Origin of the sequence: Rhodococcus sp. NPDC059179, assembly GCF_042754885.1 — a bacterium.
Taxonomy (GTDB): domain Bacteria; phylum Actinomycetota; class Actinomycetes; order Mycobacteriales; family Mycobacteriaceae; genus Rhodococcus_G.
The window spans coordinates 674,376-690,351 of sequence record NZ_JBHZBV010000001.1 but is presented as its reverse complement, the minus strand read 5'-3'; the positions used below and the strand labels follow the sequence as shown (position 1 = coordinate 690,351).

The window sequence follows — 15,976 nt, the reverse complement described above, 5'->3', positions numbered from 1 at the left end:
GAACTGGTCGTTTTAGACGCTATCGGGGAACGCGGTCTGCGTGTAACCACCACGGAGCGTTCCCTCGATGTAGGCGGCCTTGCAGGCGCGCCGGGCGATCTTGCCGCTGGAGGTGCGCGGGATGGATCCCGCGGGCACCAGCAGAACGTCGCGGGCGGTCACGCCGTGCCGGGTGGAGATCGCCGCCCGGACCGCGTCCGCGATCGGGCCGGGATCGGCCTTGCCCGCACCCGGTGCGCGCTCGCCGACGAGCACGAGCTGCTCGGAGGCGTCGTCGGCGTCGAAGGTCAGCCCGGAGCCGGCCTCGAACACCTCCTTCGGCAGCTGGTTGGCTGGCACCGCGAACGCCGCGACGAAGCCGGGACGCAGCGCGGCGCTCGCCTCCTGCGAGGTCGCCTCGAGGTCCTGCGGGTAGTGGTTGCGACCGTCGACGATCACCAGGTCCTTGACCCGGCCGGTGATGTACAGCTCGCCGTCCACGTACACGCCGTAGTCGCCGGTGCGCATCCAGTTCGAGTCCTCGGGCGCGCCGTCCGCGTGGCTGCCCGAGGCGATCGTCGAGGCCAGCCGGTTGTGGAAGGTCTGCTCGGTCTCCTCGGGGCGACCCCAGTAGCCCTTGCCCATGTTGTTGCCGTGCAGCCAGATCTCGCCGACGTTCTCGTCCTCGAGCTCGGCGCCGGTGTCGGCGTCCACGATCACGGCCCACTGGCTGCGCGCGACGTAGCCGCAGGACACCTGCGGGATGGCCCCCTGCGCATCCTTGTCGACCTTGACCATCCGGCCGTCGCCCAGCTGGGCCCGGTCGACGTAGATGACCTTGGCCTCGTCGCTGTGCTTGGTGGACGAGACGAAGAGGGTCGCCTCGGCCATCCCGTACGACGGCTTGATCGCGGTCTTCGGCAGCCCGTACGGCGCGAAGGCTTCGTTGAACTTGCGCATCGACGACGTCGTGACCGGCTCGCTGCCGTTGATCAGTCCGATGACGTTGCTCAGGTCGAGGGTCTCGCCGTCCTTCGGCAGTCCGCGGGCGGCGGCATGCTCGAAGGCGAAGTTCGGCGCCGCCGCGAAGGTGCCGGCACCGTCGGTGATGGCGGCCAGCTCCTTGATCCAACGGTAGGGACGCGCCACGAACGCGCGCGGGCTCATGATGGTGATGTACTTGCCGCCGAGCGCAGGCAGGATCACGGTGAGCAGGCCCATGTCGTGGAACAGCGGCAGCCAGGTCACGCCGCGGGAGTCGGTCGTCAGCTCGATCGCGTCGACCATCTGCAGCGCGTTGGTGCCGACCGCGCGGTGGGTGATCTCCACGCCCGCGGGCACCCGGGTCGAGCCCGAGGTGTACTGCAGATAGGCGATGTCGTCCAGGCCGATGTCCGGGTAGACCCAGGTCTCGCCGACGGTGTCCGGGATCGCGTCAACCGCGATGATGCGGGGGCGCTCGGCTGCGGGCAGCGAACGGAAGAGCTGGCGGACGCCCGCAGCCGAGGTGGACGCGGTGAGGATCGCCGACGGCTTGCAGTCGCCGAGGACCGCGTGCAGGCGGTCGCCGTGGCCGGGCTCGTCCGGATCGAACAGCGGCACCGCGATGGTGCCCGCATGCATCGCGGCGAAGAAGGAGATCACGTAGTCCAGGCCCTGGGGCGCCAGGATCGCCACCCGCTGACCGGGCTCGGTCACCTGCTGCAGGCGGGCGGCGACGGCGCGCAGCCGGTTGCCGAACTGGTTCCAGGTGAGCTCGAACACCTCACCGTCCCGCTCACGCGAGTAGTCGATATAGCGGTATGCCAGCTCGTCCGCGTTCTCACGGGTGTGCTGTTCGACGTAGTCGACGAGGGTGCTGCCGGCCGTCAGCCTGATCTGGCCGGCTTCGTCGACGTAGTCATCGAAGTTCTTCATACCTTCTCCTCCAAGGCAAGCCCCCGGTGTGCGTGACGAACGCCGGTGAGCTTCATCCCCTGCAGCCGCGTGGGATCGTGCAAATAGTGACTAGTGGTGACAATGCGCGCAGGTCTCATATCGATAACGGCGGGCGCCGCATCCCAAACCAACAGCATGTTACAGACACCGCGGCTCTCATTCACCCTTGAGCAGGGTGATCACCGGAGCGAAGGCCTCCATCTGCGTCGGGAAGATCCCGACGTAGGACATCGAGGTCTTCTCCCGCACGCTGCGGATCTGGTCCGCGATCTCCTCGTAGGTGCCGAATGCGAGGTACGGCGACTCCAGGATCTGCTCCACCGTCAGCTTGACGTCCACCTCGATGTTCGGCGGGTACCCGTTGTCCAGGGCCGCCAGCGCCATCTCGGCCATCGCCTCCCGATCGTCGGTCGGCATGATCGTGGTGATCGTCCAGTTCAGCTCGATGTCGTCGAACCGGTCGCCCGCGGCCTCGCGGATCCGCTCGACCCGCGCGGCGGTCGCCTCCATCGTGATGCCGGACAGCAACATCTTGCCGTCCTTGTTGCTGGGCGGGGCCAGCGAGATGATGTCCGCGTACTTCGCCGCCAACGCCAACATCTTCGGGCCACCGCCGCCGACCACGATGGGCGGGCGCGGGCCCTGCCGAGGCCGCGGGCTGCCCTTGAGTCCGTTGATCTGGTAGTACTCGCCCTGGAAGTTGCACTCCTGGCCGCGCAGCAGCGTGTCCAGGATCTCGAGTGACTCCGCGAGCTTGGCGATGCGCACGCCCGGGCTGTCGTAGGTGATGCCGCCCTTGTCGAACTCTTCCTTCATCCAGCCGGCACCGATGCCGAGCTCGAGCCGTCCGCCGGAGAGCACGTCGATCGTCGCCGCGTCCTTGGCCAGCACGGCCGGATGACGGAATCCGTTGGCCAACACCGCGGTCCCGATCCGGATCTTGTCCGTCGCCACCGCGAGCGCGCCGAGCGCGGCGATCGGACCGACCTGATTACCGAGGTGGTCCGGAATCATGAAGCTGTCGTAGCCGAGCTCCTCGGCCTTCTGGGCCAACTTGACGAACCGGCGGGCACCGCCCTCTTCGGCGTTACCCTCTCCGCCGGCGGCGAACCGGAACTTGCGCGGCGCGGGTGCGTCGGCGGAACTCATCGATCATTTCTCCTGAAACTGGGCAGAACGGGGAACTGGGCGGCATGGGTGGGCCACATTTGGCCGGTGGGCCATTCTATCGGGAACGCACCACTTCCCCGCTATTCGTGAGCGGGTGCCGGGGCGGACCTCACCTTGTCGGCGGCCCAGTTTGTCATCCACTGCGTTGCCGTGGTGCCGTTTTGGTCCACTACGAACGAGTTGTACATGGCATGCACCGGATTGTTGATGTACTCGCCCATCCGGGCGAGGCTCGCGAGGAAGTTCGCCGGCCTGAACGCGTTCGGCGGCGCGTCGCAGATGCCATCCGACGGCGCGCAGATGTCGACCACCCGATCACCGAGCGAACCGAAGCCGCCCGGCCGGGCGCCGGTCATCGTCATCCCCGGTACCTTCAACCCGGCGAGCGACAGTTCCGCGCCCACCCCGGCCACCGGAGCACCGACGGACTGGGCCGCTCCGGGTTCGCGCCTGCCGTCCGCGATCAATCCGACCCCCAGCACCAGGTCCGCGGGCACCGGCCCGGTCCCGGCACCGATCGACGAGGCGAGGTCGCCGGCGATCACCGCACCCTGCGAGAAGCCCGCCAGCAGGAACGTCGTGAGCGGGCAGTCCGCGTGCATGGCCGACATGGCCTCGCTCGCCCGGGCCGTGCCCTCACCGCGACTCTTGTTGTACGACATCTGCCCGTCCGGCGGCAGCGCCACCGGGTTCGAGAACTGCGCCACGTACGGGACGGTGTAGACCTGCGCCCGCTGTCCGTCGAACTGCGCCTGCAGCGGCCGGGTGATGTTGAGCATCAGCGAGGCCGGGTTGGCGCCCGGGTTGAACGGGTCGTCGACCGCGCTCGATTCCCAGGTACCCGGGATCGCGACCACCTGGACGTCCGGGCAGCTCGCCGGCTGGGCGCTGGGCCGCTCCGGCTCGGGGCCGGGACCCGGCGGCGGCGTCGGCACCCGCCCGGCCAGCAGGTACCAGGCCACCAGCGCGACCAGCGCCAGGAGCAACACCACGATCAGCACGATGAGCAGGCGCAGCACCCTGCGCCCGAACGACTTGCGGCCCTTACGTCCGGCGGCATTCATGCGCGACTACTTGCAGTAATGCGAATTGGCGGCGTCGATGTACACCTTGGCGGCCGCGGCTGCCTGCTCCGCGGTCATCACCGCGCCGGTGATGCTGGCCTCCGCGCCCGCCATGCCGGTGACGTAGGCGGTGACCTCCTCGGCGTTCGCACCGCTGACCTTCGCGCCGCAGATGTAGTTCGCGGTCGAGATGGCGATGTCGCCGTTGTCGGCGACGGCGATTCCGCCCTCCTTCAGCGCCTCCAGGTACGCCTTGCCGCGGTCGTCGAGCGCGGGGGCCTCGGTGGGACCGGGGAAACCGCTCGGGACCGATTCGGGCGTCTCCGGGGGCGCGGTCGCCGCGGCGGCCGGGGTCGTGTACGGCGGTACCTCGATCGAGGTCTCGGGCGCGGGCGCGGACTTCGACCCGGTGGTGAGGGTGGGTGTGCTGCTCGCCGTGGAGTCGTCGCTGCCACACCCGGCGAGCACGCCGCCGGTGACCGCCACGAGCGCGCCGACCGTGAGTGCCCTGGCCAGAGTTTTACGAGTGGAAACAAGCATGGGGTTCAGTCCTCGGATTCGTGATCTACGGGTTCGGCACACTCGCGGCGTCCTACGGGCCACGCCTGGTGTCGATCAACAGGCTACCGACGCGAACGGGCCGGCCGCCGGGTTCACCCCGGCCACCGGCCCGTGTGCGAAGGAACTAACGGTTGTGGATGTCGGCCTTGCCGTTGCGGACCGTGATGTTTCCGCCCTGGAAGTCCTGCTGGATCCCGCCCGCGATGTCGCGCTGGTCACCGACAGGGAAGCCCAGCCTGCCGTTCTCGTAGTTCTGGCTCTTCCATGCGTCGAAGATCAGACCGTTGCGCACCGACCAGGCGCCGCTGGCGGGGCTCCAGTAGATGTTGCCGTTCTCGAACTCGTTGAAGCGGCCGTTGTCCTTGACCGGGATCTCGCTGGTCTTCGGGAAGCCGAGCCAGCCGCCCTCCCAGCCCAGTTCGCCGTACTTCTTCATGATCAGGCCCTGCACGGCGTGGGTCCCGTTCGGCGGGCTGTGGTACATCGCACCGATCTCGAAGCCCTGCACCGCACCGTCCTTGCCCGGCGCCTTCACCTCGTCGAGGACCGGGTAGCCCAGCGGGCCACGCTCCCAGCCCTGCTTCTTCCACTCGTCCAGGATGGCGCCGCGGACCGCGTGCGCACCGGTCTGCGGGGTCCAGTAGATGGAGCCGCGCTCGAAGTGGTTGAAGCGTCCGCGCCCGTCCGGGGTGCCGTGCTCGTCGGTGGTCGGCAGCCCGAGCGGGCCAGCGGGACCGCCGTTGGCCTGGTACGAGCCGCCGATCATGCCGGTCAGCACGTGCGCCCCGGTGCCAGGCGACCAGAAGATCCGGCCGTTGCGGAAGTCCTGCGCCCTGCCGCCCGCGACGTCGTACTCGCCGGTCACGCAGCCGCTGAGCCACGGGTTCGCGTTCGCGACCGCGGCGATCTCACCGCCGGAGCCGCAGCTCGGCGCGCTGGCGTCGACGCCGAGCGCGTTGGCCACCTGCGGCCAGGCCTGGTGCATCTCGAACTGCCAGTACGGCCAGGAGTGCGTGCCCGACGGGCGGTAGTTGACCTGCGCGGGGATGCCCAGCTTGTTCAGCTTGGTGGCAAAGCTCTGCGAGGTCAGCCGGGACAGGATCTCCAGACCCATGCCCGCGTAGTTGGTGGAGACGCCGGGGATCCCGGACGGCTGGTCGTACGGACCGGTCATGCCGCTGCCGCTGGAGATGTAAAGGCTGACGCCCCTGAGCTTCTCGGCGTTGGTGTACGGGTCGTGCGCGGCCCAGGCAGCGTTGCCCGGCGGGCCCCACATCTTCGAGACGTTGTAGCCGCCCGCGTCGGTCATCGCGTACTGCAGCGCCTGCGGCATGCCCAGCGAGGTGGTGGTCAGGTAGCCGGAGAAGGATCCGGCGAACTTGAAGAAGCCGGGGTTGCGCTGGGTGAGGAACATCGCCGAGGTGCCGCCCATGGACAGGCCGATGATGCCGCGCGTGGTGGTGGTCCGCAGCCCGTTCTCGAGCACCGGCGGGAGCTCCTTCATCAGGAAGGTCTCCAGCTGGTAGTTCTTGCCGTTGTCCGGCGCAAGCCAGTCGGCGTAGAAGCTGGACTCGCCGCCGACCGGCAGGATCACGTTGACGTTCTTGTCCGCGTAGAAGTTCGCGGCGTCGGTATCGATCGTCCAGCCGCTCTCGTCGTCGCGCGCGCGCAGTCCGTCGAGCATGTACAGCGCGGGGAACGACGCGTCCGGCCGCGAGTTCCAGTCCCTGGCCAGCAGGACCTGCACCTGGAACGGGGCGCCCATCGCCGCGGAGTCGACCCACAGGGCGACCCGCCGATCGGTGATCCACTCGACCTTGGAGACGCCGGGGAGCGAGAGCACCGGCGCGGCGGCGCGCGCGACCGACGGCGCGGCGTTCGCTGCCCTGGCGGCCGGGGCGGGCGCGGCCTCGGGCGTGGTGGTCTGCTCGACCGTCGTGGTCTGCGCCACCGTGGTCCGCGCGGGCGGCTCGGTGGTCGTCGGGACGACGTCCGGTGTCGTGGTGACCGGCTCTTGGGTCTCGGCCGCAGGCACCTTCGCCGTCGTGGTCGTCGTCGGCGCCGTGGTGGTGGTCGTCGTGGTGGTGGTGGTGGTCTCGTCGGCCTGCGCCCACGCGGTCGCGGTGGCGGTGGTCAGGCCGGCCGCGGTCGGCAGCACGAGGGCCGCCGCGAGCAGACGCAGTACCCTGCCGCGAGCGCCTCGTGCGGACGCATTCCCCCCGGGACGCGCTCCCGGATTCCTCAGTACTGATCGCATCGGACCGTGACACTCCTTCTGCTCTGTACCCCGGTGCTGACGCCTCGACCGACACCTACACTCGTGCTCTTTTTACACGCCGGGGGCCCGCGCCAAGGGGTGACGCGCTGTGGCGGGTGGTGCAATTGTTACTTCTGCGGGGTAAGGACCCCATGGTCGCGACACTGGTCCGGACCGGATACGGCGATGCCGCCCCGCGCTGCCTGAGTCGGCGCGTGGGGCGGCATCATCCGTCTACGCAATGATCTGGAAGTCGATCATCAGGCGTTGAGCGCGTCCAGGATCTGCGGGCGCGCCTTCCAGAGCTCGGCCTCCCAGTACTTCCACGAGTGGGTGCCCCTGGCCGGGAAGCTGTACGTCGCAGGGATACCGAGGGTGCCAAGGCGGACCTGGAACGCGCGGGTGTTCGCGAGCGAGAGCGCCTCGAGAGCCATGCCGTTCGCGGTGTTGTAGAAGTCGATCGCCGCGCGCGGGTTGTCGTGCCCACCGGGCAGGCCGCTGGCCGCCGAGACGTACATCGACAGGCCCTTGAGCTGCGGGGCGAACACGAACGGGTCGTTGCGCAGCCACTGCTTGTTCCACGGGGGTCCCCACATGGAATCGACGTTGTAGCGGCCGGCATCGAGCATCGCGACGCGGATGGCCTCACGCATGCCCGGCGCCGAGATGTTCAGGTAGCCCGACAGCGAGCCGGCGAACTTGAACTGGTCGCGGTGGTGTGCGGCCAGGGTCAGGGCGGCCGAGCCGCCCATCGACAGGCCGAGCACGCCGTTGTTGCTGCGCGAGACACCGCGGCCCGCGAGGTAGTCGGGGAGTTCCTTGGTCAGGAAGGTCTCCCACTTGTAGGCGCTCTTCTGCCCGTTGAAGTTCGAGGGGGCCATCCAGTCGGTGTAGAAGCTGGACTCGCCGCCGACCGGCATCACCAGGGTGACGTTGTCGTTGCTGAACTGCTGCAGCGCGTTGGTCTCGAAGGTCCAGGCGTTGCGGTCGTTGCGCGCACGCAGTCCGTCGAGCAGGTAGAGGGCGGCGTTGCCACCGTTCTTGGCCCACTGGATCTGGACCTTGATGTTGCCCATCGACGAGGGAACCCACACGTCTTCGAATCCGCCGGCGGGTGCGCGGTGCGCGACCGGGGCTGCGCCTGCGACGGCGGTACCGGCAATACCTGCGGCTATCGGCAGGACGAGCGCGGCGGCCGTAAGGCCGAGGGCGCGCTGCTTGAGGCGCTCAGAAATCCTCGGTCTGCCTATACGCATGAATACTGCTCTCTTTCTTCTCTGCGGTGCCCGCCGAAGCGGACCGACGATCCGGCGGGAGGCCATGCTCTGCCGCCCCCACACATGTGGAAGCGGCAGTGGAACTGATCAAGATCACACTGCGCTCGGTGGAGCGTATGTCACACAGCGAGCACTGACAAACGGTGCCCCGGCCGGTGCCCGAAGGCACACATGACACCTGTATCGACGGCCCGAAGGCCAGCGTTACACAACCGAGATAATTTCGCTCGCCGAAGTGAGCAAGGTCCAACTGGACGCCCACTCACCTGGGTTCGACCGGCGGAGGCGGTTCCAGATTGCACCGCTCGATCTCGTACGCCGGGACCCGGTCGAAACGGTACTTGGCGTAGTCGAAGGCGCGCTTGAGATTGCGAATGAAAAGTGGGCGGGTCAGTTCCGCCCGGCTAGACGCCAGCACCTCCTGGGTCTCGGGGCAGGTGAGCGCGACCTTGGCGTCGGCCACCCACTGCTCGTCCAGGTACCAGGGCATCCACGGGTGCAGGTCCACCATGCCGGTGTCTGCGACCACCCAGTCCGGGTAGAGGGCCTTGTCGTGGCCGATCCGGCCGTCGTCGAGCCGTTCGGTGTGCGCGGCCAACGGATAGGCGAGGCCCATCTGATCGATCACCTTCACGTCGAGGCCGACGTTCATGCTCGTCATGCCCAGGTTGAGGAAGAAGACCGTGTGCCCCGCGCCGCCCTCCGGAATCGGCAACGGCGGCGGCACCACGTCCCAGTACGTGTAGTAGCCGGCGGGGAGCAGCAGGCCACCGTCCGGGGTGTTGGCTATCGCCTCGACCATCGGGCGCATGCGCGGATAGTCCAGGTAGTCCTCGGCGCGGATCGGATGCGCGTGACCGGTGTTGAGGGCGTAGAAGTTCCGCTCGTCGACGATTCCGGACTTGCCGACGACGGTGCCGTTCGGCATGCCCGACGAGTTCGATACCGCGATCGCCCACACCACGATGGTCAGCCAGGCGACGGCGCCGACCGCGAAAAGGGCGGTGCCCCTGGTCCGGCCCCAGTCCCCGCGCCTGGGAACGCGGACCGGCAGCACGGCGACGGGGAGCATGAAGCAGAACAACACCGGCAGCAGCACCCGGCCGTGCATGAAGTCCCCGCCGACCCGCAGCGAATAGATCAGCAGCAGCAGCCCGGTGACCAGGATGACGGTGACCACCGCGCCCGGGGTGCGCAGCCGCGACTGCCACCGGGTGAGGGCGGTGCCGCCCAACTGTGGGGCGGGGGCGTCGGCGCGCGACCACGGTCGGGTCACCAGGATCGCGACGGCCAGCACGAGCAGCGGCAGCCACAGCCAGTACGGCCCCACCAGATTCCAGAGATAGGTGAAGCCCTGACCCCACTTGGCGCCGCCGGCATCCTTGGCGACCGCGGTGTTCGGGTAGGGCAGGCCGTAGTAGCCCATCCGCCAGATCTGGTACCCGACCGGGACCACACCGGCGACCGCGACGATCAGCGTTCGCAGCAGCCAGGTGCCGGGTGCCAGGAAGATCAGCAGCAGCGCGAGTCCGGCGAGGATGACCAGCTCGGGTCGCACCAGCGGTCCGAGACCGGCGATGAAGGCGAGGACCAGGACCGAGGCGGTGGTCGGCGGGCGCTGCACCCAGCGCACCAGCAGCAGCCAGAGCAGGGCGATCCAGAAGATGACCAGGCAGGACTCCAGCCCGGAGGTCGCGTAGTCGCGGGCGGGCGGCACCGCGATGTAGGCGAGCGCGCCTGCCGGGAGCAGCAGGGTCGAGCCAGAACCCGAGCGGCCCAGTCCGCGCCACAGGGCGCCGGTACCGAGCATCGCGAGCACGATCGCGGCGCCGGAGAGGACCAGCGCGACACCGAGCACCACGTACTCGAGGCGGGCCTGCGTCAGCCAACTGAACGCGTACACCAGGTAGGTCCAGACGGTGCTCGTGTTCGCCTCGACCCGCTCGCCCGCGTTGAAGACCGGACCGTTGCCCGCCAGCAGGTTGCGCACCGTGCGCAACACGATCAGCCCGTCGTCGGCGATCCAGCGGCGCTCCCAGCCACCCCACACGAAGAGGGCGGCGGTCAGCGCGAGCCCACCGAGAAACACCGACCGGGGCAGCCACGACGGCAACCGCGTCGCGGAGCCTGCCTCCTGGGGCGTCTCGGTGTCCTCCACGCGGGGCCTGTCAGACGAGATAGACAGCGACACCCACCGCTCCAATCCAGGCGATAGCGAGGAATTGGAGCACCCGGTCGCCGAGCGCGATCTCCTCCGGCTCCCCCGCCTCGCCGCCGTCGACGTCGACCGCGTACCGCAGGATCGCGATCGTGAACGGAACCATCGAGATCGCGAACCAGTTGGTGCCGTTCGCCTGGTCCCGCTCGAAGGCCCACAGTCCGTAGCAGATCACCACCGCTGTCGCCGAGAGCGTCCAGACAAACCGCAGGTAGGTCGCGGTGTAGTACTCGAGCGACTTGCGGATCTTCGCGCCGGTGCGCTCGGCCAGCTGCAGCTCCGCGTACCGCTTGCCCGCCGCCATGAACAGCGAACCGAACGCCATGATCAGCAGGAACCACTGCGACAGCGGGATCTCCGCGGCGACACCACCGGCGATCGCCCGCAGCAGGAACCCGGAGGACACGATGCAGATGTCGAGCACGGCCTGGTGCTTGAGCCCGAAGCAGTAGGCGAGCTGGATACCGATGTAGACGGCCATCACGACGGCGAGCTGCCAGTTCGCGAAGAACGACAGTCCGATCGCGCCCGCCAGCAGCACCACCGCCATCGCGTAAGCGAGGCGGACCGGCAGCACACCTGCCGCGATGGGGCGGAAGCGCTTGGTGGGGTGCGCCCGATCGGCCTCGACATCCATCGCGTCGTTGACCAGGTAGATGCCGGACGCGGCCATACAGAACACCACGAACGCCAGAGCCACCGGCAGCAGGACATCCGTCTCCGTGACCGACCCGGCGGCCAGCGGGGCGGCGAGCACGAGGACGTTCTTCACCCACTGCCGCGGGCGGAGCGCCTTGACGATCCCGGACGCCAGCGACTTCGGCGGTCCGACCAGGTCGGCGGGGTGCTCGCTCATTTCTCTCCAAACTTCCTTTCGGCGCGCAGCACCACTGCGGCCGAGGCTGCGCCAAGGGCGGATCCGGCAAGCACATCGGTCGGGTAGTGGACCCCGAGCACGAGCCGCGAGAGCAGCATCGGGGGCACCAGCACCGCGGGCAAGGGTAGCCCGGTCAGCCGGCCGAGGAGCACCGCGGCGGCCGTGGTGGACGTGGCGTGCGACGACGGGAAGCTCAGCTTGCTCGGGGTCGACACGTTGACGGCCACGGAGGGGTCGTTCGGCCGGGGTCGGCGGACCACCCGCTTGATGACGATGGAGGCGGCATGCGCGCCGACCGCACCGACCGCGACGCCCGCCCACTGACGGCGGCGGGAACGGTCAAGCGCGGCGCCGACGCCCGCGATCGCGACCCAGCCGAGCGCGTGCTCGCCGAAGTGGGACATGCCGCGGGCGGCCGTGATCACCGCCGGCTGCGCGCCGATGGTGGACTGGATGGCATTGAGGATCTTCACCTCGGCGGCGGACTCGGTGGTCCCGGCGCCGTCCAGCAGGGCGCCCTCTGGCTTACGCCGGGTAATGAAAGACACTCTCCCACCTCTCCTTGCTGGTCAGCGACGGAACCGCGTCGGCGTAGACGCGCTTGAGCTCGGGGAACCGGGTGGCCAGCTCGCGGCGCAGCCGCATGGCCTCCTTCAGCAGGCCCCAGGCCTGGCGCGGGTCGCGCTTGCGGTAGACCACGCCGCGACCGTCCGCGGTGGTGACGGTGACGCCGTCGACCTGCGAGAGCAGGAACCAACGGGCGTCGAGGGTCGGCACGTTGAGCTGCGGGCGCTCGTGGTGCTGCTCGTGCGCGGGCGTGACGTTGTGCACCAGGCCCTTGCCGAGACGGACGAGCTTCGCGAGCGGGTTGGTCGGCTCACCGACCGCGCCGACCTCCGCGCCGGACGGCAGCGGCAGCGAGGTGGACGAGGGCAGCACGACGGCGTCCGGGAAGTCCTCCCGCATCGCCCGGACGTCGCCGAGAGCGGTCGGCAGCAGCTCGAAGATGTGCTCCGGTCCCTGCAGGAAGTCGGCGATGGCCTTGTTCTGGATCGCGACGGTGGAGTACTCGAGGCAGAGCAGGTGCTTGAGCGTCGCCTTGACCGTGTTGACGACCAGCCCTCGACCGTTGCCCGGCATGTGCAGCGCGGCCACCACCAGGCGGTTGCGCAGGTGGAAATATGCCTGCCAGTCGATGGCGTCGTCCTTGTCGGACCACGCCATGTGCCAGATCGCGGCGCCGGGCATGGTGACCGTCGGATAGCCGGCCTCGCGTGCCCGCAGCCCGTATTCGACGTCGTCCCACTTGATGAACAGCGGCAGCGGCTGGCCGATCTCCTCCGCGACCTGGCGCGGGATCATGCACATCCACCAGCCGTTGAAGTCGACGTCGATGCGGCGGTGCAGCAGCTTCGAGTTCTCCCGATCCTTGAGCGGGAACTGGGAGAAGTCGTGGTCGTACTCGACGTTCGGGGCGGCCGACCACATGAAGATGCCGCGGTTGACGACCTCGCCCATCGAGTGCAGGTGGCTGCGTTCCTGCAGGTTCAGCATCTGACCGCCGACCAGCGTCGGCGACTTCGCGAACCGGGACAGCGCCAGCGCGCGCAGGATCGAGTCGGGCTCGATCTCGATGTCGTCGTCCATGAACAGGATCTGCTGGCAGTCGGTGGTCTTCAGCGCCTCGTACATGATCCGGCTGTAGCCGCCGGAGCCGCCGAGGTTCGCCTGGTCGTGCATCGCGAGCCGGTCGCCGAGCGCCGCGGCGGCCTCGGTGAAGCCGGGCTCGTCGCGGACCTTGCGGGTGCCCTGGTCCGGGATGATGACGGCCTTGACCACGTCCATCACCAGCGGGTCGGAGCCGAGGGCGGTGAGCGCCTTGACGCAGTCCGTCGGCCGGTTGAAGGTCGGGATGCCGACCGCGACGCTGGCCTCGCCTGGCGCCTCGACCGGGGCGTACCAGCCGGCGCTCTCGAGGACCACCTCGGTGTCCGAGGTGATGTCGAACCAGATCCAGCCGCCGTCCTCGAAGGGCGCCAACTCGACCGCGAACTCCAGTGCGGCGTCACCGTCCTGGAATTCCCTGCCCTCCACGTGAATTCGGGAGGAGTCGGCCTTCGAGCGGTAGACGTCGACCCGGCCGTGGCCGGACAGTTCCAGCCGCAGCACGACGGAGGTCAGGATCGACCAGCGGCGCCAGTAGCTGGCCGGGAACGCGTTGAAGTAGGTGCAGAACGAGGCCTCGGACTCGGCGCCGATCGACAGCGAGGTCCGCGAGGTCGCGTGTGCGCGCCTGGCGTTGGTCGGCGCCTCCTCGAGGTACAGCGTGCGCACGTCGAGGGGCTCACCGGGTCGGGGCAGGATGACCCGCTGCAGCAGGGCCTTGCCGAGCACCGCGACGTCGTCGCCGACGTGCTCGTCCGCCTCGATCAGGTGCCGGGGGCTCATGCGCCGTTCCCGTTGCCCAGCGGCGCGCCGGTCTCGAGGTGCGGACGCAGGGTGTTGTCGAACATGCTGAGCGCGCTCGCGATGGCCATGTGCATGTCCAGGTACTGGTAGGTGCCGAGGCGGCCGCCGAACAGCACCTTCCGGTCCGCGGTCTCCTGCTTGGCGCGGGCGCGATAGGCGTCGAGCTTCTCGCGGTCCTCGGGGGTGTTGATCGGGTAGTACGGCTCGTCCTCGCTCTCCGCGAAGCGGGAGAACTCGCGCATCACGACGGTCTTGTCGGCCGGGTACTCGCGCTCGGGATGGAAGTGCCGGAACTCGTGGATGCGGGTGAACGGCACGTCCGCGTCGTTGTAGTTCATCACCGGGGTGCCCTGGAAGTCGCCGGTCGGCAGCACCTCGGTCTCGAAATCGAGGGTGCGCCAGCCCAATTCGCCCTCCGAGTAGTCGAAGTAGCGGTCCAGCGGGCCGGTGTACACGACGGGGGCGTCGGGACTCGCGGCCCGCAGCTCGTCCCGCACGTCGAACCAGTCGGTGTTCAGCCGGACCTCGATCTTGTCGTCCTTGGCCATGTTCTCGAGCCACGCGGTGTAGCCGTCGACCGGCAGGCCCTCGTAGGTGTCGTTGAAGTACCGGTTGTCAAAGGTGTAGCGGACCGGCAGCCGGGTGATGTTGCCTGCGGGCAGGTTCTTCGGGTCGGTCTGCCACTGCTTCGCGGTGTAGTCGCGGACGAACGCCTCGTACAGCGGGCGACCGATCAGGGAGATCGCCTTCTCCTCGAGGTTGGTCGCGTCCTTGCTGTCGATCTCGGCGGACTGCTCCGCGATCAGCTTGCGCGCCTCGTCGGGGCTGAAATAGCGGCCGAAGAACTGGGAGACCAGGCCAAGCCCCATCGGGAACTGGTACGACTGCCCCTTGTGCATCGCGAAGACGCGGTGCTGGTAGCTGGTGAACTCCGTGAACTGGGTGACGTAGTCCCAGACCCGCTTGTTCGAGGTGTGGAACAGGTGCGCGCCGTACATGTGCACCTCGATACCGGTCTCCGGCTCCGCCTCCGAGTAGGCGTTGCCGCCGAGGTGGTGGCGACGGTCCAGCACGAGGACCCGCTTACCCAGCTCGGTCGCCGCGCGCTCGGCGATGGTCAGTCCAAAGAATCCCGAACCGACGATGATCAGGTCGTACTGTCCGGAGGTGGCGGGGCCTGGGGTTACGGAGGTCACGGGCAACCAGGGTATCGGACATGCGGGAGAGGTCCCGGGCAACCCGTTACAGCGGGGTGGTACGTCACAGCCGATCGGTGCCACCTCGCCGGGGCGCACTCCGTCTGCAGCCGGAGTACACGCCGTTGTCACCAGAGGTTGCTGTCCCCTACAGGTTGCGCTCGACGTACACCGCCAAGGCATCCCGCACGAAGGCCGCGCCCCGCGTTCCGCCGTAGTTGGCGGCGAAACGCTCGTCCGCGACGTACATCTCGCCCAGGCCCAGGATGTATCCCTTGACCGGCGCGGCACCGTACCCGGGCGTGCCCGGGGTTCCGCTGAGCCACTCGACATGGCGGCGGGCCAGCTCCTGCGCCTGCTCGCTGTCGGCAGACACTCCCGACTCCGCGGCCGCCGTCCAGTCCGCGCCCAGCTGCGCCACCAGTGCCTTCCAGTCCCTGCGCTGGGCGTCGGTCTTTCCGCGCCACCAGCGATCGCTGCTGTCGTAGGCGTCCTTGCCCCAGCGTTCGATCACCTCGTCCTTGTACTGGGTGTGATCGAAGCCGTCGAATGCTTCCTGTGCCATCAGTGGCTCTCCTCTCTCTGTTTTGAGCAAGGTCGTCCGTACCGACTCGATCTGCCGTTGCACCCTGTCCCGCTCCTGTTCGAGCAGGTCCAGGTGCGTGCGCAGCGCCGCGGCGGTATCCCGCTGGCCCTCGAGCACCTCCGCGATCGCGGGGAGTCCGAGGCCGAGCTCACGGAGCAGCAGGATCCGCTGCAACCGGACCAGTGCGTCCTGGTCGTAGTAGCGGTATCCGTTCGCCCCGGTGCGACTCGGCTCGAGCAGTCCGAGTTCGCCGTAATGCCGCAGGGTGCGGCTGGTGGTCCCGGCCGCCTTGGCCAGGTCCTGGATCGACCATTCGCTCATGAGAACCATGGTGCAGGTTGACGCAGCGTCAATGTCAAGGCGGCTGCGCACAGTGGCGGAGCC

General features: G+C 68.7%; 12 protein-coding genes. All 12 read right to left on the bottom strand.

What is annotated here, in order from left to right; all coding sequences use genetic code 11:
- Positions 1-12 precede the first annotated feature (12 nt).
- The 12 genes from fadD32 to ACFXMV_RS03110 all read right to left on the bottom strand — a co-directional run bounded on the left by fadD32 (position 13) and on the right by ACFXMV_RS03110 (position 15,913).
- Complete coding sequence (gene fadD32, locus ACFXMV_RS03165; protein ID WP_378498503.1) at positions 13-1,896, bottom strand: long-chain-fatty-acid--AMP ligase FadD32; 1,884 nt, start codon at positions 1,894-1,896, stop codon at positions 13-15.
- Positions 1,897-2,073: 177 nt separating this feature from the next.
- On the bottom strand, positions 2,074-3,066 hold the full coding sequence (locus ACFXMV_RS03160; RefSeq protein WP_378502583.1) for an LLM class F420-dependent oxidoreductase: 993 nt from the start codon (positions 3,064-3,066) through the stop codon (positions 2,074-2,076).
- 101 nt (positions 3,067-3,167) lie between these two features.
- Positions 3,168-4,151, bottom strand: coding sequence for a cutinase family protein (locus ACFXMV_RS03155; RefSeq protein WP_378499081.1), 984 nt, complete (start codon positions 4,149-4,151; stop codon positions 3,168-3,170).
- A 6-nt stretch (positions 4,152-4,157) separates the two neighbouring features.
- Complete coding sequence (locus ACFXMV_RS03150; RefSeq protein ID WP_378499080.1) at positions 4,158-4,691, bottom strand: DUF732 domain-containing protein; 534 nt, start codon at positions 4,689-4,691, stop codon at positions 4,158-4,160.
- Positions 4,692-4,836: 145 nt separating this feature from the next.
- On the bottom strand, positions 4,837-6,969 hold the full coding sequence (locus tag ACFXMV_RS03145) for an alpha/beta hydrolase-fold protein (protein ID WP_378499079.1): 2,133 nt from the start codon (positions 6,967-6,969) through the stop codon (positions 4,837-4,839).
- A 260-nt stretch (positions 6,970-7,229) separates the two neighbouring features.
- Positions 7,230-8,225, bottom strand: coding sequence for an alpha/beta hydrolase (locus ACFXMV_RS03140; protein ID WP_378499078.1), 996 nt, complete (start codon positions 8,223-8,225; stop codon positions 7,230-7,232).
- Positions 8,226-8,508: 283 nt separating this feature from the next.
- Entirely contained in the window at positions 8,509-10,437 is a 1,929-nt protein-coding gene (zomB, locus tag ACFXMV_RS03135; RefSeq protein ID WP_378499077.1) for a flagellar motor control protein ZomB, read from the bottom strand.
- Positions 10,415-11,320, bottom strand: a complete 906-nt coding sequence (locus ACFXMV_RS03130) for a decaprenyl-phosphate phosphoribosyltransferase (protein WP_378499076.1) — start codon at positions 11,318-11,320, stop codon at positions 10,415-10,417. Before ACFXMV_RS03130 ends, zomB begins: the two co-directional genes overlap by 23 nt.
- Entirely contained in the window at positions 11,317-11,850 is a 534-nt protein-coding gene (locus ACFXMV_RS03125) for a phosphatase PAP2 family protein (RefSeq protein WP_378499083.1), read from the bottom strand. The genes ACFXMV_RS03130 and ACFXMV_RS03125 overlap by 4 nt, the downstream gene beginning before the upstream one ends.
- 16 nt (positions 11,851-11,866) lie before the next feature.
- Complete coding sequence (locus ACFXMV_RS03120) at positions 11,867-13,789, bottom strand: glycosyltransferase (protein ID WP_378502584.1); 1,923 nt, start codon at positions 13,787-13,789, stop codon at positions 11,867-11,869.
- On the bottom strand, positions 13,786-15,006 hold the full coding sequence (gene glf / locus ACFXMV_RS03115; protein WP_378499074.1) for a UDP-galactopyranose mutase: 1,221 nt from the start codon (positions 15,004-15,006) through the stop codon (positions 13,786-13,788). Before glf ends, ACFXMV_RS03120 begins: the two co-directional genes overlap by 4 nt.
- A 148-nt stretch (positions 15,007-15,154) precedes the next feature.
- The gene (locus ACFXMV_RS03110; RefSeq protein ID WP_378499073.1) at positions 15,155-15,913 is read right to left on the bottom strand and encodes a MerR family transcriptional regulator; all 759 of its coding nucleotides are present in this window, start codon (positions 15,911-15,913) and stop codon (positions 15,155-15,157) included.
- Between the last annotated feature and the right edge of the window lie 63 nt (positions 15,914-15,976).